Raw genomic sequence first — 25,557 nt, 5'->3', positions numbered from 1 at the left:
GTGACCGTAGGGAGGACGGATGGCGGCCCGGGAAGACCGTGGTGAACGGGTGCCGACCTGCCGGTGAACGCCTGGGACGCGCCTGTTCAGGCGGGCACGTCGTCGCCCACGACGTCCCGCACGCCGTCGCGCCCGAGCTGCGCGATGCGCCAGACGGCGCCGACGAGCAGCACGACGAGCGCCAGGTTCCGCAGCCCCTCGACGACGATCATCGCGGGCTCGCCGGCGAGGAACTCGCCGTAGGCGACGGGGTAGACGATCTGCGTGCCGAGCGCGGCGAGGAGCGCCCCGACGGCGGGCGGCCCCCACAGCCGGCGCGTGCCGCGTCCGGCCAGCGCGAGCGCGGCGGCCAGCGGCGGCCCGATCCACGCGACGAACTGGGGCGAGCCCACCTTGTTGAACACGATGAGCGCGAGCAGCAGGGCGGTGGTGCTGAGCAGCAGGATGTCGCCGGCGTGGTCGGGGCGGCGGTGCGCCGTCCACCAGGTGAGGGCGGCGAGCAGGAGGACGGCGACCGGCAGCAGCACGTCCAGCGTGGACGCGACCTGGCGGGCGGCCTCGCCCTGTACCTCGTAGGTGTAGATGACGTCGTTGTACTCGATCCGCACCGTCGGGTCCCACAGCCGCGCCACGCTGAACCAGGTGGCGAGCACGGACTCGGCCTGCAGCGTGCGCGCCTCCTGCTGGCCGAAGACGGAGAACGCGCGCTCGCCCGCGCCGCCCGCGAGGGCCAGCCCGACGACGACCACGCTGACCGCCGCGCCCGGCACGACGACGTGCCGCAGCAGGTCGCGCCAGCGCGCGCGGGTCGCGGCCAGGGCGACGACGACGGCGCCCGGCGCGATCTTGATCCACGCCCCGGCCGTGGCGATCGCCGTCGCGAGGGCGGGGCGGCGGGAGGCGACCACCAGGGCGACGAGGATGAGCGGCGCGACGACGCCGTCGAGCCGCCCGACGAAGATCGGGCCGAGCGCGACGAGGAACGCGAGCCACCACCAGGCGCCGAGCACGCCGCGCGGGGCGGACCGCACCAGCACGACGGTGGCGACCGCGTCGAGCGCCACGACCATCGCCGTCCAGACGATCTCGTACCCCAGGACGCTCGTCGACAGGAGCGCGGGCAGCGTGACCGGGACCAGCGCGCCGGCGGGGTACACCCAGTCGTAGTCGAGCACCGGCCACTGCCCGGTGGTGAGGCCGTGGCGGGCCCACCACTCGTACAGCGTGACGTCCCCGTAGATGGTGTTTCCCCAGGTGATGGCCTGCTTCACCACCCACGCGTGGACGACGACGAAGCCGAGCGCCAGCAGCCACCGGGACCTGAGCGCCGCGCCGACGGGACCGGGGGCGCTCGGCGCGGAGAGGGGCTGCGTGGTGGGCACGACCGACATCGTGGCAGACCTCCCTCCGCGGCGGCCGCGGAGGCGGGCGAGGATGCGAGATGCGGGTATCAACGTCTAGAGTTTCGGCTACCCGAAAAGATCCGACCGAAGGAGACGTGTGAGCCGACGTGGCCAGGGTGCGCGCCCGGCCCGGATCGTGGCGCTGCTCGGTCCGGCTTTCGTCGCGGCCATCGCATACGTGGACCCGGGGAACGTCGCCGCCAACCTCACCGCCGGCGCGCGGTTCGGGTACCTGCTCGTGTGGGTGCTGGTGGCCGCGAACGCCATGGCGGTGCTGGTGCAGTACCTGTCCGCGAAGCTCGGCGTGGTCACCGGGCGCTCGCTGCCGGAGGTGCTCGGCGAGCGCCTCTCCCGGCGCGGTCGCGTCGCCTACTGGGTGCAGGCGGAGGTCGTCGCGATGGCCACCGACGTCGCCGAGGTGATCGGCGGCGCCATCGCCCTGCACCTCCTGTTCGGCGTCCCGCTGGTGCTGGGCGGCCTCATCACCGGCGGGGTGTCGATGCTGGTGCTCACGGTGCAGCAGCGGCGCGGGCAGCGCGTCTTCGAGTCGGTCGTGACGTCGATGCTCGTGGTGCTCACGATCGGGTTCTGCGCGGGCCTGTTCTTCTCCCCGCCCGACCTGGGCGCCGTGCTGGGCGGCCTGGTGCCGCGCCTCGCCGGCCCCGAGTCGGTGCTGCTGGCGGCGTCGATGCTCGGCGCCACGGTGATGCCGCATGCCATCTACCTGCACTCGTCGCTCGCGCGCGACCGCGTGCGGCACGACGCGCGCGTGCAGCGGCAGCACCTCCTCGCCGCGGGCGTCGCGGGCGTGGACGACATGCCGGACGACGAGCCCGCGCGGCCGTCGCCCGCCGCCGTCCGCCGGCTGCTCGCCGCCACGCGCTGGGACGTGGTCGCGGCGCTCGTGCTGGCTGGCGGGGTGAACATCGCGATGCTGCTGCTCGCCGCCGCGAACCTGCCCGGCCGCACCGGCACCGACTCGATCGAGGGCGCGCACGCCGCCATCGAGTCGTCGCTCGGCCCGGCCGTGGCCGTGCTCTTCGGCGTCGGGCTGCTGGCGTCCGGGCTCGCGTCGACGTCGGTCGGCGCCTACGCGGGTGCCGAGATCATGGCGGGGCTGCTGCGCGTGCGCGTCTCCCTGCTCACCCGCCGGCTGGTCACCCTGGTGCCCGCGCTGGTGCTGCTGGCGACCGGGGTGTCGCCCACGTGGCTGCTGGTCGTGAGCCAGGTGGTGCTGAGCTTCGGCATCCCGTTCGCGATGGTGCCGCTGGTGCGCATCACCCGCGACGCCGGCCTGCTGGGCGGGTTCCGGAACGGGCTCGCCACCCAGGTGGCCGCGTGGGCCGTGGCCGCCGTCATCGTGGCGCTCAACGTCGCCCTGCTCTGGCTGACGTTCACCGCCTGACGCGAGGTGGTCCACCTCTCCGCGAGGTAGTCCCCAACTTCGCGAGGTAGTCCGCAACTTCGCGAGGTAGTTCGCGCTAGGGCCGGAGGGCGGTCTCGAGGCGGTCGACGAGCGCGGCCTGCGCGCTGACGACGACGCGGCGCGCGTCGTCGGGCCCGAACCAGGCGACGCGGTCGATCTCCGGCACCTCGATGCGGCGCCCCGAGCGCGGCGGCCACTCGATCTCCACGGTGTTGCTGCGGACCTGGTCCAGGTCCGGGCCGGGCGGCGGCCACTCGCGGGCCCACGCGACGACGCGTTTGCCGGACTTCTGCCGCACCTCGCCGAGGTCGACGTCCGGGGACGGTGGTGCTGGAAGGGGCAGCCCGAGCTCCTCGGCGGCCTCGCGGAGTGCTGCCGCGTGCGGCTCCTCGTCCGGCTCGAGCTCGCCCTTGAGCACGGTCCACGCGCCCTCGTCCTTGCGCGCCCAGAACGGCCCGCCCATGTGCCCGAGCAGCACCTCGAGCCCGCCGTCGGGCGTGGTCCGGTAGAGCAGGAGGCCTGCGCTGGTCGTCGCCATGGCCACAGTGTGGCCCGCTCCGGGACTACCTCGCCGAGATGCGGACTACCTCGCGGACTTGCGAACTGCCTCGCAGGGATCCGCACTACCTCGGCCGACGGCGGTGAGACGGAGTATCGCTTGACCTGAGACGCCGTCGCGGGTGACGATGGGAGCAGGTCGGCGTCGCCACACCACCAGCCTCGTGGCGGCGTCGGCCCTCCTTCTCCGGGCCCGGAACGCCGGACCCCCGCGCAGAGAGAGGTCGTCGATGACCCGCACCGCCCCCGTCATGCCCGGCGTGACCGCCCCCGACTACGACGTCTCGCAGCCGCTCGACCTCGACTACGTCGGCGCCTTCGCCGACGTCAAGCCCGAGGAGCGCGCCCACCAGCTCGCCGTCCGCGAGTTCGTCCAGGACGAGGTGCTCCCCGTCATCGACGGCTACTGGGAGCGCGCCGAGGTGCCGTTCGACCTCGTGAAGAAGCTCGCCGAGCGCGACCTCCTGCGCGACGGCGTCGACGTCGACGGCCGCCCGAAGATCTCGTTCATGGCCGAGGGCCTGGCGAGCATGGAGATGTCGCGCGGCGACGGCTCCGTCGCCACGATCTGCGGCGTCCAGGGCGGCCTCGCGCTGCGGTCGATCGTCATGCACGGCTCGCCCGAGCAGGTCGCGACCTACGCCGAGCCGATGGCGCGCGGGGAGATCCTCGGCGCGTTCGCGCTCACCGAGCCCACACACGGCTCGGACTCCGTCTCGCTCGAGACCACCGCCCGCAAGGAGACTCGCGACGGCGTCGAGGGATACGTCCTCGACGGCGAGAAGAAGTGGATCGGCTTCGGCTCCTGCGGCGACATCACCGTCGTGTGGGCCCGCCTCGTCGGGGACGACGGCGACAACCAGGTGCACGGCTTCATCGTCCCCCAGGACGCGCCCGGCTACACCGCCACGACCATCGAGGGCAAGGTCTCGCTCCGCGCCATCTGGCAGGCGCACATCGTGCTCAACGACGTGTTCGTCCCCGCGAGCGCGGCGCTGCCCGGCGCGACGTCGTTCAAGGCGACCGCCGCCGTCCTGTTCGCGACACGCCTCGCGGTGGCCTGGTCCGCCGTCGGGCACGCCGTCGCCTGCTACGAGGCGGCCGCCGCGTACGCGACCCAGCGCATCCAGTTCGGCCGACCGCTGGCCAAGAACCAGATGGTGCAGGAGCGGCTCACCCGCATGCTGTCGCTGGTCACGCAGATGCAGCTGCTCGTCGCGCAGATCACGCGCCTCGCCGACGCCGGCACCCTGACCGGCGAGCAGGCGTCCCTCGCCAAGTACACGACGACGCGTCAGGCGCGCGAGGTCGCGTCCATCGCCCGCGACATGCTGGGCGGCAACGGCATCCTGCTCGGCAACCGCGTTGCGCGGCACTTCGCCGACCTCGAGGCGCTGCACACCTACGAGGGCACCGAGTCGATGCAGGCGCTCATCGTCGGCCGCGACATCACCGGGGTCTCCGCCTTCGCCTGAGCCTCCACCTGTTGAGCACGACGGGGACCCGCGCCACCGCGCGGGTCCCCGTCGTCGTCCCCGGTGGTGTCAGAGGTCCAGGTCCACGGGGACGACGTCGGGGAGCCCGAGCCGGGCCCAGAACACGCCCGCGGGCGGCCCGCTGGGCACACGGCCGAGCGCGACCATCCACGCGGTGAGGACCATGCCGTGCGTCGCGACGACGAGGTCGCGCCCGGCGGCGTGCTCCCGCACGGCGTCGCCGAACCGGCGCGCCGCGGCGTCCGGCGTCTCCCACCCGTCGTGCCGGTCGTCGAGGGCGCCCTCGACCCAGGCGCGGCGGGCCGCACGGAAGCCCGGTGCCACGGGCTCGGGTGGGCGCCGGACCTCCCCGAACCTCGGGTCCATGGGGACGTCGGCGACGCCGAGCGCGAGGGCCAGCGTCTCGACCGCCTTGCGCTCGTCGCTCGCGACGGCGGGCGTGCCGGTCGGCAGGCAGACGGCACGGGCCGCCGCGCGGCCGGCGGGGGAGAGCGGCCAGGCGCCCGGTGGCGCGGAGCCGGAGACGGCGGGCGCCGCGTGCCGGACGACGGTGACGCGGACCGTGGCCCGTGCCGTGGCCCGTGCTGTGGCCCGTGCCGCGACCTGCTCCACGGCGTCAGGTCGTCGTGGCGGTCATGGCAGGGATCATGACCGCGACCATCACGGCCGCCTGGACCTCGTCCACGGCCTTCTTCACCGCGGCGCTCGCCCAGCTCCGCGAGGCGAGCTCCTTCGCGCGCGCCTCCGCCCGTCGCCGGTCCTGGGGCGGGACGAGCCCGCGGACCAGCGGGGAGCCGTTCGCCATCGCGAGCAGCGCTGCGGTCCGGGCGTCGGGGTCGCGGCCGCCGAGCAGCACGTCGCGGCACGTCGCGCGCAGCTGCGTCTCGTGGGTGGCGTCGGCGGCGGGCCAGGACGTCGTCGGGAAGACCCAGAAGACCGTCTCGTCCTCGCGCCGCAGCACCCCGCGCTCCGCGAGCCCGGTCAGCAGCTGCGTGCGCAGCCCCTTGGCCAGCGGCGCGACGAGGCTCTTCGGCGTGCGGGGCCGGGTCTGCGCGAAGGCCAGGGCGTGGTCGAGCGCCGGGTGCCCCGTGGGGGACGCGTCGAGCACGGTGACCCGGCCTGCCCCCACCCGCCGGCCGGCGGCGTCCGCGCCCGCGGTCGTGGTGACCTCGACCCGGCCGTCCAGGGCGAGCTCGACGAGCAGGGCGCCGGCCAGTCGGTAGTCCAGCTGCAGGCGGTCGAGCCGCGGTCGGCCCGAGGCGTCGTCGTACGCGAGCAGCAGCAGGTCCTCCGCGATGATCACCCGTCGATCCTCGCGGACCGGGGCGCGGAGAGTCCAGGGTGCGGGGTGCAGAGCGCGAGAGTGGCGCGGGGATCGACGATCCGTCGGCACTCGTGACCACCGGACGCCGGGCGCCGGGCGCGGTCCCTAGTCCGTGTCCTTGCCCGCGGGCAGGTTCGCTCTGAGCGAACAGGCAGAGGGCGCCCGACGGCGGCGCACCGCGCGGACGCTGCGGGCTGCCTGTGGACGGCGGCGGCGCGGCACGAGCCCTTCATTCTTCGAACATGCGTTCGATAGCGTCGTCCGTGCCGGGCGAACGACCCGGCACGTGGCGGACGGAGGGGAGGGGGACCGATGATCGACGTGCTGGATCGTGCCGACGCGACGCTTCCCGCGCCCAGGTCGGGCGCCGACGACGTCACGTCGGCCCTGGTGCTCGTCGCGGCGGGCGTGGACCGCCTCGCGGCGGCGGTACTGGAGGGCGGGCTCGGCGAGCTCGACGGTCGCTCGGCCGCGGACGTCTCCCGGACGCTGCGCGCGCTCGGGCAGCGCCTCGACGCCGCACGCCTGCGCGTCCTGCCCGTGGTGGAGGGCGAGGGGTGGTGGGCGGTCGACGGCGCGCGCTCCTTCGCCCATTGGCTCGCCCTCGCCGAGGGGGTGTCCCCGGCCACCGCCCACCGGGACGTGCGGACGACACGCACCCTGCGCGACGTGCTCCCCGCGACGGCGTCGGCGGCCCTGGCCGGGGAGATCGGCGCCGACCACGTGCGCGCGATGGTCGACGTCGCGCCCACGTCCGAGGCACGACGCGCAGCGCTTGCGGCCGCCGTCGTCCAGCCGTCGCCGGAGGCTGATGCCCCGGAGGAGCCAGGGCCGGTGCCGGGCGTCCCGGCCGGCCCCACGGGGGAGGAGCTGCTCGTCTCGCTCGCCGATCGCCGGTCGGCGGGGCAGTTCCGCCGTCTCGTGAAGCGGTTCGCGCACGTCGCGGACCCGGAGTCGGACGAGCGCGGGTACGCCCGGGCGCGGGAGAAGGAGTTCCTGGAGGTCTCGCCCACCTGGGACGGCTACCACGTCGCCGGGTTCCTCACGCTGGAGCACGGCCAGGCGGTGCGCGCGGCGCTCGACGCGGTGGTCGGACGTCCGGCGGCCGACGACCCGCGGACGCCCACCCAGCGGCGCGGGCAGGGCCTCGCGGACCTCGCGCGCATCGCCCTCGACAATGCGGCGGTCGGTTCCGGGGCGTCCGTGCGCCCGCACCTCCAGGTCTCGGTGTCGTTCACCGAGCTGCAGGCGCTGGCCCGTGAGGTTCGCGGTGCGGACGGGGCCGACGGTCTCGTCGTGACCCGGGCCGGCGAGGGCGGCGCGACCGCGGGCACGCCCGCCGGGATCGACCCGCGGCGGCTTGCCGGCCCCGAGCAGGACTCGCTCCCGACGTTCCCCGACCATGACGCACCGCTGCCGCCCTCCTTGCTGCGCCGCCTGGCCTGCGACAGCGAGGTGACCCGGGTGGTGTTCGGTGCGGACTCGACGGTGCTGGACGTCGGGCGGTCGCGGCGCACCGTCACGGGGCAGTTGCGGCGCGCCGTGATCGCCCGCGACCGTCACTGCTCGTGGCCGGGCTGTGACGAGCCGCCGCAACGGTGCGAGGTGCACCATGCCGTCACGCACTGGGTGGACGGCGGGCGGACCTCCGTCGAGAACGCGGCCCTGCTGTGCTGGCACCACCACGATGTCGTCGACTCTCGGGGCATCACCATGCGATGGGACGCGGAGCCCGCACCAGGTGGGCGTGCGGGCACCCCGGAGGCCGGATGGGTGTTTCGCGACCGGCATGGCCGGCCGATCGTCGCCTGCCCGCGGGGGGCGACGTGACCGGCGTGCCGGGCCGCGCGCCCCGGGGCTCAGGCCGCGATCGTCGAGTCCGCGCCGGCCTTCTCGCGACGGTTCACGCGCCACCAGACGAAGAAGCCCGTCAGCGTGAACGCGCCGTAGAACACGTACATCAGGGCGGTCGCGTAGTACTGCGCCGACCAGAGCAGCGGCACGCCCACGAGGTCCACCGCCACCCAGACCAGCCAGAACTCGACCCAGCCCTTGGCCATGCCGTACGTGGCGATCAGGGATCCCATGAAGATCCAGGCGTCCGACCACACCGGCTCGTACGAGCCGAGCGCGCGGAACAGCGGGGTGAGCAGGAGGGTGCCGCCCACCATCACGACCACGATCCCGACGCGCTCCCGCCAGGACGCCCAGTGGGGGTGCACCGCGGTGCCGCCGTCGGCGGGGATCCGACCGTCCGCGCGGACGTCGAGTGCCGCGCGCTGGGTCCGTCGCCACTGCACCCAGCCGTAGACCGACACGATCAGGAACATCACCTGGCGGCCCGCCTGGCCGAGCATGTCCGCACGGCTGGAGTCGCCGAACCACGAGCCCATGAACACCGTGAACAGGAGCAGGTTCCCGACGATGCCGACGGGCCAGGCCCACACCTTGCGGCGCATGCCGCCCAGCGCGGACGCCAGGCCGAAGCCGTTGCCGACGATCTCGCGCCACGACATGTGCTGGTCGCCGATGGTCAGCGTGGCGTTGAAGAACGCGTCGATCGCGTCCATCGTTCACTCTCCCGGTCCGAGGGTGCGGCGTCCGGGGTGAGGGCTGACGGCCGCCGAGGCCGGGCCCGGGGCCCGCCGTCGACGACACGACGCCCGGCGGCACCCACCCGTGACCGGGCGCGTGCCGCACGTGCTTCCTCCCATCCGGACTTTGACCGTCGGCCCTGGAATCTCACCAGGTCAGCCGGCCCCACCTGCGTAGAGCAGAGGAGGCCGGGTCGCGGGCTGTCACCGCCGGCTCGGAATTTCACCGACCCCGGAGCACGTACGTGCGTGTTGTCTACCGCCGGAGGTCCCGGCGGCGTCCTGCACAACGCAGGATGCCACAGGCGCATTCCAGCGTGCGGTCAGAGGCGCGCGGTCACAAGAGGGCGTCGCGGACGGCGCGGGCCACGTCGTCCGGCCCCGCACCCGGCTCCAACACGGTGACGACGACACGTCGGCCGTCGGTGCCCGTGGTCGTCGTACGGCCACGGTCGGCATGGTCGGCACGGTCGGCACGGTCGACACCCGTTCCGGCAGCGTCGGCGCCGTCGCCGTCGGGGGCGTCGCGGTCGGCACGACCTGCTCGGGCGCCGTTGTCGTCGGTCACCGGGACCTCGGTCGCGGCAGCGAGCTGGTCGTCGGTGTGCGGGAAGGGGGCGATCGCAGCGCGTCGGAGGTCGGCGAAGGCCTCCTCCAGCTCGGGGCGCAGGTCCAGGTGAGGGTTGCGCAGCCAGCGCCGCAGGATGGCGTTGTGCACCGCGACGACGGACGCGGCGAACGCGATCGACATCGTCGTGGTGGAACGGTCCGGGGGGAGGGTGTCGCGCAGGTACGCGGTGAAGGCGCGCTCGTAGCGGTGCGTCGTGACGAGCTCCCGGTCGCGCAGCGCCGGCACCTGCTGCAGCAGCTGGTGGCGGGCGATCGACGTCTCGCGCTGCCCCACGTGGTGGTCGAACACGAGGCGGGCGGCCCGGCAGACCTCGAGGTACGGATCGGTCGTGGGGTCCCACGCACGCTCGGGCGCACGCCCGGACTCCTCGCTGGCGCGGGCCTCGGGCCGGGTCTCGGCGAGCATCACCACGACTTCCTCGAGGAGCAGCTCGTGGTCGGCGAAGACCACGTCCTCCTTGGAGCGGAAGCGGCGGAAGAAGGTGGCACGGCTGACGCGGGCCGCGTCGGCGATCTCCTCGACGGTGGTCTGCTCGTAGCCCTGCCGGGAGAAGAGGTCGATCGCGGCGTCGACGGCCTGGGCGTGGGTGTGCGTCCGGACGGCGGTCATGCCACGGAGGTTACTCCGGCCGAGGGCCCGCACCTGCTGGCGTCCGCCCGGCGGGGACCCTGTGTGGGGCGCCTGATCGGTCGGGCTCAGCGGCGTCGCGCGTCGGGTCCGGGCCCGGGCTCGTCACGCTCCGGTGCCCCGCGCCGCGGCTCGTCGAACCCGGCGTCCGCGGGGCGGCGCGTGCGCTGCAGGTAGCGGATCTCGCGGACGGCTACGGCGGCGGCGATGATGAACGGGATCCAGGCCCACATCCGCCCGCGGAGCACGATCGAGAGCATGGCGACGGCGACGGCGCACGCGCCGAAGACCGTCCAGACGCTCGACCACCGCACCCTGCGCACGGGGTGAGGCTACCGCGCCGCCCTCGCCGCCTGGGTAGGGTGGCGGGCGTGACTTCCGGGACCACCACCGCGCCTGAGACCACGCCCACCTCCTCGACCGCGCCGGTCGTCGACGTCTACGTCGACCCGCTGTGTCCCTTCGCGTGGATCACCTCCCGGTGGGCGCTCGAGGTCGCGGAGCACCGCGACGTGCGCCTCACGTTCCGGCTCATGAGCCTGTACCTGCTCAACGCGGGCCGGGACCTGCCGGCGGACTACCGAGCCAAGATCGATGGGTCACGCGGCATCGGCCGCGTCGCCGCCGCCGTCCAGACCGAGCACGGCCCGGAGGCGTTCAGCGCCTTCTACACGGCGGCCGGCACGCGGATCCATCCCGGCGGCCGGTCCGACCTCGACGCCGTCGCGCGCGAGGCGCTCGCGGAGGCCGGGCTGCCCGCCGAGCTGGCCGACGCCGCGTCGTCGGACGCCTACGACGCGGCCCTCGCCGTCTCGCACGAGGAGGGCATGAAGCCCGTGGGCGAGGACGTCGGTACGCCCACGATCCACGTCGACGGCGTGGCGTTCTTCGGTCCGGTGCTCACGCGCATCCCGCGCGGCGAGGACGCGGTGCGGATCTTCGACGGCGCGGTCGCGCTGGCGTCGTTCCCCGACTTCTTCGAGCTGAAGCGCTCGCGCACCTCCTCGCCGACCTTCGACTGACCGTCCGGCGCCGCGCCGGCCCCCCGCTCCTCCCAGACCCCCGCTCCACCCGAGAGGCGAACCATGACCCTCGACCTGCGTGTCTTCACCGAGCCCCAGCAGGGCGCGTCGTACGACGACCTGCTCGCCGTCGCGAAGGCGACCGAGACGCTCGGCTTCAGCGCGTTCTTCCGCTCCGACCACTACCTGGCGATGGGCGGCGACGGCCTGCCGGGGCCCACCGACGCGTGGACGACCCTGGCCGGCCTGGCCCGCGACACGTCGACGGTGCGGCTCGGCACCCTGGTCACGTCGGCCACGTTCCGGCACCCGGGCGTGCTGGCGATCCAGGTGGCGCAGGTGGACCAGATGTCCGGCGGCCGCGTGGAGATCGGCCTGGGTGCCGGCTGGTTCGCGCGCGAACACGAGGCGTACGGCATCCCGTTCCCGGCGAAGCGGTTCGGCCTGCTGGAGGAGCAGCTCGAGATCCTCACCGGGCTGTGGGGCACGCCGGTGGGTGGCTCGTACTCCTTCTCGGGCGAGCACTACACGCTCACCGACTCCCCGGCGCTGCCGAAGCCGGCGCAGGCCAAGATCCCCGTCATCGTGGGCGGCGGTGGTCCCCGCCGGACCCCGGCGCTCGCCGCGCGGTTCGGCGACGAGTACAACCAGGCGTTCCCCGAGCTCGACACGGTGGCGCCGCGCATCGGCGTCATCAACGAGGCGCTTGCCGAGGCCGGCCGTACCCCGGACTCGATCGTGCAGTCCGTGGCCCTCGTGCTGGCCGTCGGCAAGGACGAGGCGGAGTTCGCGCGCCGGGCCGCGGCGATCGGCCGCGAGCCGGCCGAGCTGCGCGAGCACGGCGTCGCGGGCACGGTCTCCGAGGCCGTGGACCTCCTCGGTTCCCTGCGCGACCAGGGCGTGCAGCGCGTGTACCTGCAGACGCTGGACCTGCACGACCTCGACCACCTGGACCTCGTGGCACGCGAGGTCGCGACGCAGCTCTGACACCGACCCCCGACCCTCGCGCCCAGTACGCTGTGCGGCGGCAATCTTCACCGGACGTTCACTGTCGAGCATCCAGAGTGAGCACGGCGGCCCGCCTCAGGGCCCGACGGACGGAGCACCATGACCCTCGGCTGGACCAAGCACGGCGACGGGAAGCACGTCGGACCCGGCGACGTCGTCGCCCCCGACGAGCGGTTGAGCTGGCCGCGCACCATCGGCATCGGCATGCAGCACGTGGTGGCCATGTTCGGTTCCACGTTCATCGTGCCGCTGATGACGGACTTCTCTCCCGCGACGACGCTGTTCTTCTCGGCGATCGGCACGGCGCTGTTCCTGCTGATCACGCGCAACCGGCTGCCCAGCTACCTGGGGTCCAGCTTCGCGTTCATCGCCCCGATCGTGGCGGCGACGGCGTCGCACGGGCAGTCCGTGGCGGTGGGCGGCATCCTCGTGACCGGCCTCGTGCTGGCCGCGGTCGGTGTGCTGGTGCACTTCGCCGGCGCCCGGTGGATCGACGTCGTCATGCCGCCGATCGTGACGGGCACGATCGTGGCGCTCATCGGCCTCAACCTGGCCCCGGCCGCGTGGGGCAACTTCCAGAAGGCGCCGGTCACCGCGGTGATCACCCTGGCCGCGATCATCCTCGTGACGGTGCTGTTCAAGGGCATCCTCGGGCGGCTGTCGATCCTGGTCGGCGTGCTGGTCGGCTACGTCGCCGCGCTGCTCCAGGGTGAGGTCGACTTCACGGACGTCAGGAAGGCGGACTGGCTCGGCTTCCCGCACTTCGTCACGCCGTCGTTCGACGTCTCGGTGCTCGGCCTCTTCATCCCCGTGGTGCTGGTGCTGATCGCGGAGAACGTGGGTCACGTGAAGTCGGTCGCCGCCATGACCGGCAAGAACCTCGACGGCGTCGCGGGCCGGGCGCTGTTCGCGGACGGCGTCGCGACCACGCTCGCGGGCGTCGGCGGCGGCTCGGGCACCACGACGTACGCCGAGAACATCGGCGTCATGGCCGCCACGCGCGTGTACTCGACTGCGGCGTACTGGGTAGCCGCGGTGACCGCGCTGCTGCTGTCGATGTCGCCCAAGTTCGGGGAGCTGATCGCCACCATCCCGGACGGCGTGCTGGGCGGGGCGACCACGATGCTCTACGGGATGATCGGCATCCTCGGCGCGCGCATCTGGGTGCAGGCCAAGGTGGACTTCGGCAACCCGGTGAACCTCACCACAGCGGCCGTCCCGCTCATCGTCGGCATCGCGAACTTCACGTGGGTCGTGGGCGACCTGTCGTTCGAGGGCATCGCCCTCGGCACGGCGTCCGCGCTGGTGATCTACCACGGCATGCGGGCGATCGCCCGCTGGCGTGGGACCAGCCAGGAGCCGGCCTCGCCGGCCTCGACGCCGGAGCCGGCGCCCGTCGACTGACGGGGCCGCGTCCCCCGGGTGGTCAGCCCTTCTTCTTGGTCACGACCACCTGGGGGATGGGCGTGATCTCGTCAGCGGGCATGCAGCCCTCCACGTCCTCCATGGGGGTGTCGGCGGAGAGCAGCACGCGGTCCTCGCTCAGCGGGGGGCTGTACTGCTCGCCGACGAGCAGGTCGACGGCGTCGCCCTTCCGGTCGTCGAGCACGAGCCGGACGTCGGGGTACTGGGCGGCGAGCGTGTACGCGCGGGTGATGCCCTTGCGGCCGAACCGGACCTCGGACTGCTGGATCTTCTCGGCCTGCCAGTCGCCGCTCGCGATGACGTCGAAGCCGCGGTCGGAGAGCGCGTCGGCGTTCGCCCCCGCGAGGGGCTCGCTGCCGTCGGCGGCGTTGTAGACCCGCACCTTGACGTTCGAGTACGGCACGGGGAGGGCGCCGTCGGGCTGGCCCTTGACCTGCGGCAGGCAGGGCTCCGGCTGGACCGCCTCGGCGACGGGCGTGTAGATGGGGCGCGAGAACGGCGAGCTGAACGCGCCCGTGTACATCGCGAGGGCTGCCAGCCCGGCAACCAGCATGAACACGATGAGGACCCCGAAGACGACGGCCTGCCGCTCGTGCTCGCGCTTGCGGCGCGTCTCGCGGACCGGGTCTGGGGCAGGTGTTGTCACGCGAAGAAAAGTACCTGAGTTCGGGGGAATGTTCGTGGGCGCGTGGCGGCTCAACGGAGCACGAGGACGCGGGCGTGCAGCACGGGCCGCTGCTGCAGCGCGGCGCGGACGGCGCGGTGGAGGCCGTCCTCGAGGTACAGGACGCCCTGGTACTCGACGACGTGCGCGAAGAGGTCGCCGAAGAACGTCGAGTCCTCGGCGAGCAGGTGGTCGAGGTCGAGCGTGCGCTTGGTGGTCACGAGCTCGTCGAGGCGCACCTGGCGCGGCGGCACGTCCACCCAGTCCTTGGCGGTCACGTGTCCGTGGTCGGGGTAGGGACGGCCGTCCCCCACGGCCTTGAAGATCATGGCTGCCATCGTAGGGGCGGCTCCGTCGCCGGCCGGCTCGTTGCCTCGCGATACGGACACGATGTCGTCACGATCCCATCACGACGGCACCGCGGGCCGGGGCGCTGGCCTGCGACGACGTGGCCCGGGCGGTCAGTCGGGGCGGTGGAGCTCCAGCAGGTGGCGCGCCGAGTGGGCGACGAACGGGCCGTCCGCGGCGATCCGCTCGTGGAGGGCGCGCAGCTCCGGCAGGTAGGCGTCGACGGTGAAGCCCGGCACCATCCACACCACCTTGCGGAGGAACCACACGACGGCGCCGACGTCGTGGAACTCGATCCGCAGCCGCTCGGCCCGCAGGTCGACCAGCTCGAGACCAGCCGCGCCGGCCGCCGCCACCTCGTCCTGCGGGTCGCGGCCGCGTCGCACGTCCTCGGGCAGCGGGCCGAGGAAGAACTCGACCAGCTCGAAGACGCTGGCGGGCCCCACGTGCTGCGCCAGGTACGTGCCGCCCGGCCGCAGCACGCGGGCGATCTCGGCCCAGCGGGGCACCACGGGGTGGCGGCTCGTCACGAGGTCGAACGCCGCGTCGCCGAACGGCAGCGGGGAGTCGTCGTCGTGCGCGACGACGGCGACGCCGCGCGGGTGCAGCAGCGCGGTCGCGGCGGCGACGTTCGGCGGCCAGCCCTCGGTGGCGACGAGCAGGCGGGGGAGCGCGGGGGCGGAGCCGAGCACCTCGCCGCCTCCCGTCTGCAGGTCGAGCGCCGCGTCGACCGTGGCGAGCCGCTCGTGCAGCAGGCGGGAGTAGCCCCAGCTCGGGCGCTCCTCCGTGGCGCGGCCCTCCAACCAGGAGAAGTCCCAGCCGGACATCGGTGCGGAGTCTGCCTCGGCGACGAGCTCGTCGAACGTGCGGTCCATGCCTCCCATCCTGCAACCTGTCCGGCACGGCCGTGCCATGATTTGTCCACTTCGAGCGCCGGACGGCCTGCGCCCGCCGAGCCTTCTCGACGAGGGGACCGCGATCACCGATGACGGACACCGTGGTGGGGACGCGGGGTGGGTCCACCGGCCTCGTCGGGCGGGACGACGAGCTGCAGGTCCTGGCGGCCGCGCTGTCCGGAGCCCCAGCGGTCGCGGTCGTGACCGGCGAGCCCGGGATCGGGAAGACCCGACTGGTCGCGGAGCTGCGGGCCCGGCACGCGGAGGCGGGCCGCCCGGAGATCGTCGGCGCGTGCCGCCGCATCGGCGACCCCTTCCCGCTGGGCCCGGTCGTCCAGGGGCTGCTGCGTCACCGCGCCGCGCTCACTGAGCTGGACCTCTCGCCCGTCGCCGGCGCGCTGCGGCCCCTCCTCCCGGAGCTGGCGGACTCCTTGCCCCCGCTGCCGGAGCCGTTGGCGGACCCGCTGGCGGAGCGGCACCGGGTCTTCCGAGGGCTCGTCGACGTCGTGGCGGCGCTCGGGCCCGTGCTGCTGGTGGTGGAGGACCTGCACTGGGCCGACGGGCAGACCGTCGAGTTCCTCGGCCACCTCGCGGCGGACCCGCCGCCCGGCCTCACGCTCGTGGTGACGTACCGCGACGAGGACGTGCCCGCCCGGTACCGGGCGTTCGCGGACGCCGCGCCGCCCGCCGTCGCGCGCGCTCACGTGGACCTGCAGCCGCTGAGCGCGGGCGAGACGCGGGCGATGGCGGCGCGGATCCTGGACTTCGACGGGCTCTCGGACGAGTTCGTCGGGTACCTGTGGGAGCGGACGTCGGGGCTTCCGTTGGCGGTGGAGGAGCTCCTGGCGCTGATGCAGGAGCGCGGCACGCTGGTCCGGCACGGGTCGGCGTGGGTGCGCCGGGCGCTGGACGAGCTCGACGTGCCGCGGCGGATCCGCGACGCGGTGCTGGAGCGGGTCGGTCGTATGTCCGGGGCGGCCCGGGCGGTGGTCGAGGCCGCCGCGGTGCTGCAGGAGCCGCAGCCGCTCGAAGTGCTGGTGGCGACCGCGGGCGGCTCCGAGGGCGACGTCCTCGACGGCCTCGACGAGGCGGTCTCCGCCGGCATCCTGGCGGACGACGACGCACGCCCGGGCTTCCGGCACGTCCTGGCGGCGCAGGCGGTGTACGAGGCGACGCCCGCCTCGCGGCGGCGCCTGCTGCATGCGCGGGCCGGTGCGGTGCTGCAGGACCTCGAGCCCCGGCCCCTGGGTCAGGTCGCGTTCCACCTGCGGCACGCGGGCGCCGCGCAGGCGTGGGTGCAGGCGGCCGAGCGTGCGGCCGACAAGGCGGTCGAGCTGCACCACGACTCGCAGGCGTGCCGCCTGCTCGAGGACGTGCTGCGGCACGCGCCGCTCGACGCGCAGGACCGCGGGCGGCTCGCGGTCAAGCTGGCGCGGGCGGCGACCGAGTCGCTCGACGCCGGCCACGACGTGGCGCAGCTCCTCGCCGACGTGCTCGACGCCGGGGTCCCCGCCGGCGTGCGCGGCGAGCTGCGGTTCCTCGTCGGCACGCACCTGGAGCAGCGCGGCGGCGACCCGGTGGCGCGGCGGCAGATGTACGCGCAGGCGGTCGAGGAGCTCGAGGACCGGCCGGACCTGCGGGCGTGGGCGATGATCGCGCTGGGCATCCCCACGGTGCGCGACGTCCCCGTGGCCGAGCTGCGCGACTGGCTGCACCGGTCGATGCAGATCGTCCCGACGCTCGCCGACCCAGACTTCCGTGTCTTCCTGCGGGGGAAGGCGGCCATGGTGCTGGCGCCGATGGGGGACCCGGCCTGGGCGCCGCTCGTCCGCCGCATCGTGGAGGAGACCGCCGGGGAGCCCGCCACCCGCCGCGCGGTCAAGGCGTGCGAGTCGGTGGCCATCGAGGCCTGCTACGCGGGTCACCACGAGACGGCGGCGTCCCTCGTGCGGGGTGCGCTCGACGGTGCCGCCCGCTGCGGCAGCCGCAAGCTCGAGCTCCGCGTGCGGCGTGCCGCGGCGGTCCTCGACTACTGCACCGGGTCGTGGGACGGGCTCGCGGACCGCGTGCAGGAGCTCGTCGACGAGCTCGCCGAGCACCCGCACCTGCGGGCGTCGCTCGACGCCGTCGCGGGGTGCCTCGCGCTGGCGCGCGGGGACCTGGACGACGCGCGACGGCGCCTGGAGGAGGTGACCGCTCCCGTCGACGACGCCGGGATCTACGTCCTCCTCCCGGTCCCGGCGGCGGCGCTGGTCCGTCTGCACACGGCCCGCGACGCGACGGACGAGGCGGTCCGGCTCGGCACGGCGGTCCTCGAGGGGGCGGAGGCGCACGGGCTGCCGGCCCCGGCCCTGCGGGTCGTGCCGCCGCTGGTGGAGGCACTGGTGCGGTCCGGGCGCGAGGACGAGGCAGAGGCCGTCGTGTCCCGGGTCGCGGCGGCCGTCCGGGACCTCGACGCGCCCCTCGCGGCCCCCGCGCTGCGGCACGCGGAGGGGCACGTGGCCGCCGCCTCGCACGACTGGGCGGCCGCGGCAGGTCACCTCGTCGCCGCCGCGGAGCACTACGCTGCGGCCGGGTGCCGGTACGAGGCGGCGCAGGCGGCCGAGTCCGCGGCTGCCTGCCTGGAACGGGCCGGCGAGCACGCCGAGGCGCAGGCGCGGCTGCGCTCCGCCCTCGCCGCGTACGCGGAGCTGGGCGCCGCGTGGGACGAGGCGCGCGCGGCGCGCACGGCCCGGAGGGTGGGCGTGCCCGTCCCCGGGCGCCACCGGGGTGGGCGGCGCGGGTACGGCGACGACCTGTCGCCCCGGGAGCGGGAGGTCGCGGCGCTCGTCGCCGAGGGGCGGACCAACGAGGAGATCGCGCGCGAGCTGTACCTGTCGGCGAAGACCGTCGAGAAGCACGTGAGCGCCGCGAAGAGAAAGCTCGGCGCGGGGTCGCGCGCCGGCCTGGCGCGTCAGCTGTTCGACGCCGACCTGCGACCCGCCGGGCAGGTCCCACCGCACGCCGGGGACGTCCTCCCGCGATAGATGCGGGTTTCTCCCCATAGCGACGCCGGGTGCCCCGCGCCGAGACTCGGGACGACCTCGAGGTGTCGGGCCGTGCCCGGCGCCCGCCACGTCGCACGTCCCGGAGAGCCGCATGCCGTCGTCCGCCCCGCTCGACCACGACCTGCCCGGCACGGAGGCCGAGCGCCCCGCCGCGGACGTGGCCCCTGAGGCCCCTGAGGCCCCCGGGGCGCACGCACCCGCGGACGAGCCGGCGGAGCCGGACGTCCCGGACGGGTGGTTCCCGGCATGACCGCGCGACACGACCCCGATCGACGATCCCGATCGACTGTCCCCGACGCACACGGTCGGGGACGACAGGACCGGCACGAACCCGCGGACACAGGAGGTAGGCGCATGAGTGGGAACGGACTGCCCCCAGGAGGGCGCTGGCGTGCGGCAGGAGCGCTCGCCGTGGTGGCGGCGCTGGCCGGCACCGCGGCGGTGGTCGCCCCGGCGGCCGCGGCGGACGAGGCCGCGCTGTCGGGGACGGTGCGCGACGGCTCGGGGCACGGGTGGCCCCTGTACGCCCGGGTCTCCGTCGACGGCGACCCGGGGGCGGTGGCGTACACCGACCCGGCGACCGGCGCGTACGCGCTGTCTGCGTCCGGCACCGGCGACCGAAGCGTCACCGTCGACCCGGTCGACCCGGGCTACCCGTCGCGGACCGTCCAGGTCGCGGCGGGTGCCTCGTCGCTCGACGTCGACGTGCCGGTCGACGCCGCCGCGTGCAGGGCGCTCGGCTACACGGCCCTCGACGAGCAGTTCGAGGACGGCGCGCTCCCGCCCGGCTGGGAGGTGCGCGACCATGCCGGGCTGGGCCAGGTCTGGGAGTTCGACGACCCCGGGCGGCGGGGCAACGACACGGGTGGCGGAGGGGGGTTCGCCGTCATCGACAGCCTGAGCTGGGGGCGCGGCGGCAAGCAGGACACGTCGCTGGTGTCGCCGGCGCTGGACCTCCGCGGCGTCTCCGCGCCGCGGGTGCGGTTCGCGACGGACTTCCGTGTGACCGGCCTGGAGACGGCCGACGTCGACCTGTCCGTGGACGGCGGGCAGACGTGGGCGAACGTCTGGCGCAAGCGCCTCATGGACTTCCGGGGGCCGCGCCATGTCACGGTCGGCCTCCCGCAGGCTGCCGGGAAGGACGACGTGCGCGTGCGGTGGCGCTACTCCCTCGGCGACTCCGACTGGTGGTGGAAGGTCGACGACGTGACCGTCTCCGACGCGTCGTGCGCGCCGGTGGACGGCGGGCTCGTCGTCGGTGAGGTCCACGATGCCGTCACGGGGGCGAGGGCCGACGGCGCGCAGGTCGTGGTGGACGGCGTCCGCCGCCCCGTGATCACGGGCGCCGGCAGCGACACGGACGACGGCGCCGACGACGGCGCGGGGTACTTCGCGGCGTTCTCCCGGCGTCCCGGACCGACGACCGTGACCGCGACCAAGCCCGAGTACCGCGCGTCGGAGGCGGAGACCACCGTGGTTCCCGGCACGGTGGTCCGCGCGGACGTGGCGCTGGACGCCGGCCGGCTGGAGCTCGCCGGGAAGGACCTGGCGGCCGCCGTCGGCGTGGGCTCCTCGGGGGAGGCCTCGGTCGACGTCACCAACACCGGCACGGCGCCCGCCACGTTCCGGCTCGTGCCCCGCGACCGCGGCTTCGCGCTCCGTCAGCCGGACGGGACGTTCGGCACGCCGACCTACCCCGTAGCGCGCGGCTCGCAGGACGCCGACCCCGCGGCCGTGTGGGAGGCGGTGCCCGACTACCCGATCTCGATCATGGACAACGCCGCGGGCCTGCACGACGGGACCGTGTACTCGTTCGGCGGGGCGAGCACCACCGGGACCACCGGCCGCTCGTTCGCCCTCGACATGACGACGCGGGTGTGGTCCGAGATCGCGCCGATGCCCGGAGGCGGCCGGGAGAACGCGTCCGGCGCGTTCGTCGACGGGCGCTTCGTCGCCGTCGGCGGCTACTCGAACAACCGCAAGGGCGTCCCGGCGGCCGCCCTCCTCTACGACCCGGCCGCCGACGCGTGGACGTCGGGCGCGGACAGCCCGGCGCCGCGCGCCGCGGCGGGCACGGCCCTGCTGAACGGCTTCGTGTACGCCGTCGGCGGGTGCGACGCCGCGAGCTGCAGCCACACGGACGTCGTGGCCTACGACGCCACCCTCGACGAGTACACCCGCGTCGCCGACTATCCCGAGGCCGTGTCCTTCCCGGCGTGCGCCGGCGTGGACGGGCGGGTCTTCTGCGCGGGCGGGCGCACGGCCGACGGCCAGGACACCCGCTCGGCCTACGTGTACGAGCCGTCCACCGACCGGTGGACCCCCGTCGCGAAGGCCCCGCGCGCCTTCCAGGGCGCGGGTGCGGTCCCCGCCGGGGAGGGCGTCGTCGTCACCGGCGGGACGTCGGGAGGCGCCGCCACCCGGCTCACCTGGGCGTACCGCCCGGCGTCCGACACGTGGACCACGCTCGCCTCCGCCGGCGACACGGTGTCCCGGGGCGGGCTGGCGTGCGGCGTCGTCCGCGTGGGCGGCATGTCCGTGCGGTACCCGACTCGCGGCGTCGAGACCCTGCCCGGCTACGGGCCGTGCGTCGACTCCTCGCCCGCTGCGTCGTGGCTGGTGCTCGACGGCGGCGCCGTCACCGTGCAGCCCGGCGAGACGGTCACCGTGCGCACCGGCCTGGACGCCACGTCGGCGGGGCAGCCGGGGCGCCACCTCGCGGAGGTGCGCCTCCTGGAGGACACGCCCTACGACGTCGCCCGCCCCACCGTCGCGATGGAGACGACCGCGCCCCGCTCATGGGTGCCGCTCAGCGGCACCGTGTCCGGGCGCACGTGCGAGGGCGACGTCGTGTCCCTCGACCGCGTCACCCTCGCCCTGAGCACCCGGTCCGGCCGGTGGGCCCAGGTCACCGGGGAGGACGGCCGCTACCTGCGCTGGCTCGACCGCGCGGACAACCCCGTGACGTGGACCGCCGGACGGGACGGGTTTGCGCCCGGCTCCGGCGAGGTGCGCCTCGGGGGCCGCGCCACGGTGCACGACATCACGCTGACCGAGACCGGCTGCTGAGGGCGGAGAAGACATGTCGACACGACGCAGCACGCCCGCGCACGCGGGCGCGTCACGAGCACGACGGGGCGGCCGTGCCGCCGCGGTCTGGGCCGCGGCCCTCGGGACGGTCCTGGCGCTCGCGGCGCCGGGCTCGGCGGCGACGGCCGCGGCGGGCAGCGTGCCCGGCACGGCCGACGCGTCCGAGGCGGCGGCCGCCGCGGCCAAGGTCCCGCCCGGCCTCGAGCGCCAGCTCGAGCAGGGGAAGCCCGTGGACCTGTGGATCGAGTTCGACGCCCGCGCCGACCTCACCCGGGCCGCCGCGATCGACGACTGGGACGAGCGCGGCGCGGCCGTGGCCGACGCCCTGCGCGCGACCGCAGAGAGGAGCCAGCGCGGCGCGAAGGCGCGGCTGCGCGCCGCGGGCGTCGAGTTCCAGAGCTTCTGGGCGACCAACGCGATCAAGGTCACCGGCGCGGACGAGGCGCTGGCGACGAGCCTGGCGACCGATCACGAGGTCGCGGCGCTGTGGCCCGAGTTCGCGGTCACCGAACCGACCGTGACGGCCGGTGAGGCGGAGGCCACGGTCGACGCGGTCGAGTGGGGCATCGCCAACATCAAGGCCGACCAGGCGTGGCAGGAGGAGGGCGCCCGGGGCGAGGGCATCGTGGTCGCGAACCTCGACACCGGCGTCCAGTACGACCACCCCGCCCTGGTGCGGCAGTACCGCGGCAACAACGGCGACGGCACGTTCACGCACGACTACAACTGGTTCGACGCGCGCGGCGTGTGCCCCACGGACGCGCCGTGCGACGACCACGGCCACGGCACGCACACGATGGGCACGATGGTCGGCGACGACGGCGGCACCAACCACATCGGCGTCGCGCCCGACGCGCGGTGGATCGCGACGAACGGGTGCTGCGAGAGCGACGCCACGATCATCGCGTCCGCCCAGTGGCTGCTCGAGCCCACCGACCTGCACGGCGCCAACCCGAAGGCGTCGATGCGGCCCCAGGTGATCAACAACTCGTGGGGCTCCAACCTGCCGTCCACGCAGCCGTTCCTGGAGGACATCAGCGCCGCCTGGACGGCCTCGGGCATCTTCGTGTCGTGGTCCAACGGCAACATCGGTCCGCAGTGCGCGACGTCGGGCCGGCCCGGCAGCCGCACCATCAACTACTCCGTGGGGGCGTACGACTCCACGAACCGGATCGCCGACTTCTCCAGCCGCGGCGCGGGGCAGGACGGCGAGGTCAAGCCGGACATCGCCGCGCCGGGCGTGAACGTCCGCTCGGCGCAGCCCGGCGGCCAGTACGCGTCGATGAACGGGACGTCGATGGCGTCGCCGCACGTGGCGGGCGCCGTCGCGCTGCTCTGGTCGGCGCGGCCCGCGGCCCGGGGCGACGTCGAGGGCACGCGCGAGCTGCTGGCGCGCACCGCGATCGACACGACCGACCTGTCGTGCGGCGGCACCGCGGAGAACAACAACGTCTACGGCGAGGGCCGGCTCGATGCGCTCGCGCTGGTCGAGGCGGTGCCCGCCGGCCCGGCGGGGAAGGTCGCCGGCACGGTCACGGACGCCGCGACCGGGGAGCCGCTGGCGGCGGCGCAGGTGAGCGTCGCCGGCGCCACCGAGCGGTCGATGACGACGGGCTCCGACGGCGCCTTCGAGTTCCGCCTCCCCGTCGGGACCTACCGGCTGGACGTCACGCGGTTCGGGTACGCCGAGCCGACGTCCGTCGACGTGGAGGTCACGCAGGACGGGACGCTCGACCACGACGTGGCGCTGGACCGCCTGCCGTCGGCTACCGTCTCCGGCACGGTGACGGACGGCTCCGGCCAGGGCTGGCCGCTGTATGCGCGGGTCCGGGTGCCCGGCACGCCGGTCACGGCGTACACGGATCCCGCCACCGGCGAGTACTCGGTGGTGCTGCCGGTGGGGAGCTCGTACGACGTCGTCGTCGAGTCGACCTACCCGGGCTACGCCCCGGCCACCGACGCGGTGACCGTGGCGGGCGACGTCGTCCACGACAAGGCGCTGACGGTCGCGGACTGCGCCGCCGCGGCGGGCTACGCGGCGGACTGCGCCCCGGCGGAGGGCGGCATCGTCGTGGGGCACGTGACGGACGCGCTCACGGGCGACGGCGTCGTCGGCGCCCGCGTGCAGAGCGTGGACGCCCCGGACGACACCACGACGAGCGTCGCCGCCGGCTCCGACCGGGCCCTGGGCGACGGCTTCTACTGGCTGTTCTCGTCGCTGACGGGAGCGCACGACTTCACCGCACGCCTGGGCGGCGCGTACGCGCCGGGGACCACCGGCGCCGACGTGCGGGCGCACGCCGCCACCACGGCGGACTTCGCCCTCGGTGCGGGGCGGCTCGAGGTCGGCACGACCTCCGTGAGCGGTGCCGTCGAGCTCGGCGGGGCCGTCACGCGGGAGGTCGAGGTCCGCAACGTCGGCAACGCGCCGGCGACGTTCGAGCTCGCCGACCGCGAGCAGGGCTTCGAGGTCGCCCTCGCCGACGGCGGCACGGTGACGCCGTGGGACGTCGCGTCCGCGGGGACCACGGAGCCGCGCCGGGTCGAGGCGGATGTGTCGCCGCTGCGCGGCGGCGCGGCGCCGGACGGCGCCGGTCCCGGGTCCGACGAACCGACGGTCGCGGGGGCGCAGGCCGCCCCGTGGGTGGACCTCGCGGACCACCCCACCGCGGTGATGGACAACGTCGCGGCGACGTACCGGGGCGTGACCTACTCCGTGGGCGGCACGTTCGACGGCGTGGACGGGACGGCCGACGTGTACGCCTACGACCCGCGCACGCTGCGCTGGGACGAGAAGGAGCCGATGCCGCAGGCGCGGATGAAGCCGGGCGGCGCGTTCGTCGACGACCGCCTCTACGTCATCGGAGGCTGGGGCGCCCCGGGGAGCATGGTCGACGTCACGGCGATCTACGACCCGCGCACCGACAGCTGGACCACGGGGGCGAAGAACCCGCAGCCGATGGCCGCGGCGGGCGTCGCGGCGCTCGACGGCGTCGTGTACTCCGTGGGCGGCTGCACCGCCACCTGCGGGTCGGCGGTCGTGACGGCGTACGACGTCGCGGCCGACGCCTACCGCACCGTCGCGCGGTACCCGGTCGCGACCGCCTGGACGTCGTGCGGCGCGCTCGAGGACCGGATCGTGTGCGCGGGCGGCGTCGCCGGCGGGACGGCGTCGCGCAGCGCGTACGCCTACGACCCGTCGACGGACACCTGGACGCAGCTCACGGACATGCCCCGGGCGGTCTGGGCGGCGGGCTACGCCGCGGCCGACGGGCGCCTGCTGGTGTCCGGCGGGGTGGCCGACAACGCCCTGACCAACGAGGGCTGGGCGTACGACCCCGACGCCGACGCGTGGACGGGGCTGCCGGCCTCCGGCGACGTCGTCTACCGCGGCGCCGCGGCGTGCGGCTTCGTCCGGGTGGGTGGCTCGAGCGACGGGAACTTCCGGCCGACCGTCGGCGCGGAGATGCTGCCCGGCTACGACGACTGCACCGGGCACTCGTCCGACGCCGCGTGGCTGTCCGCCGGGTCGGGCGAGGTCACGCTCGACCCGGGCGAGTCGACGCGGGTCGAGGTGCGGCTGGACTCGACGGTGCTCGGGCAGCCCGGCGAGTACACGGCCCAGCTCCGGCTCGTCGAGGACACGCCGACCGACGTCGCGCCGATCGACGTCACCCTGACGGTCACGCCGCCGCGGTCCTGGGGCAAGGTGCTGGGCACCGTGTCGGGGGTCTCGTGCACCGGTGCGGCCGCCCCGGCTGCGGGGGCCGCCGTGAGCGTCGCGGGCTCGGCGAGCACGTGGTCGTTCACCGTCCCCGCCGACGGGTCGTACGCGCGGTGGGTGGACCGGGGCGAGAACCCGCTCACGGTCACCGCGCACCTGGACGGGTTCGTGCCGGAGTCCCGGACGGTGCGGGTCGGGTCGCGGCCGACGCAGGTCGACCTCGCGCTCGACCGGCTGGCCTGCTGACCGCTCGACCGACCGCAGGACGACGAAG

Annotated in this window: 20 protein-coding genes and 1 riboswitch; of the genes, 10 read left to right on the top strand and 10 right to left on the bottom strand. The window is 74.9% G+C overall.

Going from position 1 to position 25,557, the window contains the following annotated elements:
- Positions 1 to 86: 86 nt before the first annotated feature.
- Positions 87 to 1,382 (bottom strand): glycosyltransferase 87 family protein, encoded by a 1,296-nt coding sequence (locus tag ACWF41_RS16070; RefSeq protein ID WP_380322169.1) that lies wholly within the window; start codon positions 1,380 to 1,382, stop codon positions 87 to 89.
- 118 nt (positions 1,383 to 1,500) lie between these two features.
- On the opposite strand from ACWF41_RS16070, the gene ACWF41_RS16065 reads away from it, so the two are divergent.
- Complete coding sequence (locus tag ACWF41_RS16065; protein ID WP_380322172.1) at positions 1,501 to 2,808, top strand: Nramp family divalent metal transporter; 1,308 nt, start codon at positions 1,501 to 1,503, stop codon at positions 2,806 to 2,808.
- 76 nt (positions 2,809 to 2,884) lie between these two features.
- Here the strand turns inward: ACWF41_RS16065 and ACWF41_RS16060 are convergent, their stop codons facing one another.
- Entirely contained in the window at positions 2,885 to 3,367 is a 483-nt protein-coding gene (locus tag ACWF41_RS16060) for an NUDIX domain-containing protein (RefSeq protein ID WP_380322176.1), read from the bottom strand.
- 250 nt (positions 3,368 to 3,617) lie between these two features.
- Between ACWF41_RS16060 and ACWF41_RS16055 the strand changes: the two genes are divergently transcribed.
- Positions 3,618 to 4,862 carry an acyl-CoA dehydrogenase family protein gene (locus ACWF41_RS16055; protein ID WP_380322179.1) on the top strand — a complete coding sequence of 415 codons (1,245 nt, stop codon included), beginning with the start codon at positions 3,618 to 3,620 and terminating at the stop codon, positions 4,860 to 4,862.
- Between the two features lie 69 nt (positions 4,863 to 4,931).
- Here ACWF41_RS16055 and ACWF41_RS16050 read toward each other — a convergent pair whose 3' ends face one another.
- Both ACWF41_RS16050 and ACWF41_RS16045 read right to left on the bottom strand, forming a co-directional pair.
- Complete coding sequence (locus tag ACWF41_RS16050) at positions 4,932 to 5,495, bottom strand: histidine phosphatase family protein (RefSeq protein WP_380320919.1); 564 nt, start codon at positions 5,493 to 5,495, stop codon at positions 4,932 to 4,934.
- Between the two features lie 4 nt (positions 5,496 to 5,499).
- Positions 5,500 to 6,186, bottom strand: coding sequence for a GOLPH3/VPS74 family protein (locus ACWF41_RS16045; RefSeq protein ID WP_380320921.1), 687 nt, complete (start codon positions 6,184 to 6,186; stop codon positions 5,500 to 5,502).
- Positions 6,187 to 6,519: 333 nt separating this feature from the next.
- Between ACWF41_RS16045 and ACWF41_RS16040 the strand changes: the two genes are divergently transcribed.
- Positions 6,520 to 8,037: an HNH endonuclease signature motif containing protein gene (locus ACWF41_RS16040; protein ID WP_380320924.1), complete on the top strand. Its 1,518-nt coding sequence runs from the start codon at positions 6,520 to 6,522 to the stop codon at positions 8,035 to 8,037.
- A gap of 29 nt (positions 8,038 to 8,066) precedes the next feature.
- On the opposite strand, the gene ACWF41_RS16035 is transcribed toward ACWF41_RS16040, so the two are convergent.
- The 3 genes from ACWF41_RS16035 to ACWF41_RS16025 form a co-directional block, all read right to left on the bottom strand.
- On the bottom strand, positions 8,067 to 8,777 hold the full coding sequence (locus ACWF41_RS16035) for a nicotinamide mononucleotide transporter family protein (protein WP_380320927.1): 711 nt from the start codon (positions 8,775 to 8,777) through the stop codon (positions 8,067 to 8,069).
- A 127-nt stretch (positions 8,778 to 8,904) separates the two neighbouring features.
- A riboswitch (FMN riboswitch) is annotated at positions 8,905 to 9,045 on the bottom strand.
- A 93-nt stretch (positions 9,046 to 9,138) separates the two neighbouring features.
- A complete protein-coding gene (locus ACWF41_RS16030; RefSeq protein ID WP_380320930.1) occupies positions 9,139 to 10,041 on the bottom strand; it encodes a TetR/AcrR family transcriptional regulator in 903 nt (300 codons plus the stop codon).
- 86 nt (positions 10,042 to 10,127) lie between these two features.
- Complete coding sequence (locus ACWF41_RS16025; protein ID WP_380320933.1) at positions 10,128 to 10,382, bottom strand: hypothetical protein; 255 nt, start codon at positions 10,380 to 10,382, stop codon at positions 10,128 to 10,130.
- A gap of 48 nt (positions 10,383 to 10,430) precedes the next feature.
- Here ACWF41_RS16025 and ACWF41_RS16020 point away from each other — a divergent pair, with 48 nt between their 5' ends.
- The 3 genes from ACWF41_RS16020 to ACWF41_RS16010 all read left to right on the top strand — a co-directional run bounded on the left by ACWF41_RS16020 (position 10,431) and on the right by ACWF41_RS16010 (position 13,493).
- Entirely contained in the window at positions 10,431 to 11,081 is a 651-nt protein-coding gene (locus ACWF41_RS16020) for a mycothiol-dependent nitroreductase Rv2466c family protein (protein WP_380320936.1), read from the top strand.
- A gap of 63 nt (positions 11,082 to 11,144) precedes the next feature.
- On the top strand, positions 11,145 to 12,068 hold the full coding sequence (locus ACWF41_RS16015; RefSeq protein ID WP_380320939.1) for an LLM class F420-dependent oxidoreductase: 924 nt from the start codon (positions 11,145 to 11,147) through the stop codon (positions 12,066 to 12,068).
- A 120-nt stretch (positions 12,069 to 12,188) separates the two neighbouring features.
- Positions 12,189 to 13,493 (top strand): uracil-xanthine permease family protein, encoded by a 1,305-nt coding sequence (locus ACWF41_RS16010; protein ID WP_380320942.1) that lies wholly within the window; start codon positions 12,189 to 12,191, stop codon positions 13,491 to 13,493.
- A 22-nt stretch (positions 13,494 to 13,515) separates the two neighbouring features.
- Here ACWF41_RS16010 and ACWF41_RS16005 read toward each other — a convergent pair whose 3' ends face one another.
- From ACWF41_RS16005 to ACWF41_RS15995, 3 genes are all read right to left on the bottom strand, one after another.
- Complete coding sequence (locus tag ACWF41_RS16005) at positions 13,516 to 14,160, bottom strand: LytR C-terminal domain-containing protein (protein ID WP_380320945.1); 645 nt, start codon at positions 14,158 to 14,160, stop codon at positions 13,516 to 13,518.
- Positions 14,161 to 14,210: 50 nt separating this feature from the next.
- The gene (locus ACWF41_RS16000) at positions 14,211 to 14,507 is read right to left on the bottom strand and encodes a type II toxin-antitoxin system VapB family antitoxin (RefSeq protein ID WP_380320948.1); all 297 of its coding nucleotides are present in this window, start codon (positions 14,505 to 14,507) and stop codon (positions 14,211 to 14,213) included.
- Between the two features lie 132 nt (positions 14,508 to 14,639).
- A complete protein-coding gene (locus ACWF41_RS15995; protein ID WP_380320951.1) occupies positions 14,640 to 15,401 on the bottom strand; it encodes a class I SAM-dependent methyltransferase in 762 nt (253 codons plus the stop codon).
- 110 nt (positions 15,402 to 15,511) lie between these two features.
- Between ACWF41_RS15995 and ACWF41_RS15990 the strand changes: the two genes are divergently transcribed.
- The 4 genes from ACWF41_RS15990 to ACWF41_RS15975 all read left to right on the top strand — a co-directional run bounded on the left by ACWF41_RS15990 (position 15,512) and on the right by ACWF41_RS15975 (position 25,529).
- On the top strand, positions 15,512 to 18,448 hold the full coding sequence (locus ACWF41_RS15990; protein WP_380320954.1) for a helix-turn-helix transcriptional regulator: 2,937 nt from the start codon (positions 15,512 to 15,514) through the stop codon (positions 18,446 to 18,448).
- Between the two features lie 112 nt (positions 18,449 to 18,560).
- Positions 18,561 to 18,719, top strand: a complete 159-nt coding sequence (locus ACWF41_RS15985) for a hypothetical protein (RefSeq protein WP_380320957.1) — start codon at positions 18,561 to 18,563, stop codon at positions 18,717 to 18,719.
- Between the two features lie 104 nt (positions 18,720 to 18,823).
- Positions 18,824 to 21,538: a choice-of-anchor J domain-containing protein gene (locus ACWF41_RS15980; RefSeq protein WP_380320960.1), complete on the top strand. Its 2,715-nt coding sequence runs from the start codon at positions 18,824 to 18,826 to the stop codon at positions 21,536 to 21,538.
- A 13-nt stretch (positions 21,539 to 21,551) separates the two neighbouring features.
- The gene (locus tag ACWF41_RS15975; protein WP_380320963.1) at positions 21,552 to 25,529 is read left to right on the top strand and encodes a S8 family serine peptidase; all 3,978 of its coding nucleotides are present in this window, start codon (positions 21,552 to 21,554) and stop codon (positions 25,527 to 25,529) included.
- Positions 25,530 to 25,557 lie beyond the last annotated feature (28 nt).

The sequence above is a fragment of the Isoptericola sp. NPDC055063 genome (assembly GCF_053608125.1).
The sequence above is the reverse complement of the archived record's forward strand: the minus strand, read 5'-3'. Positions and strand labels throughout refer to the sequence as shown.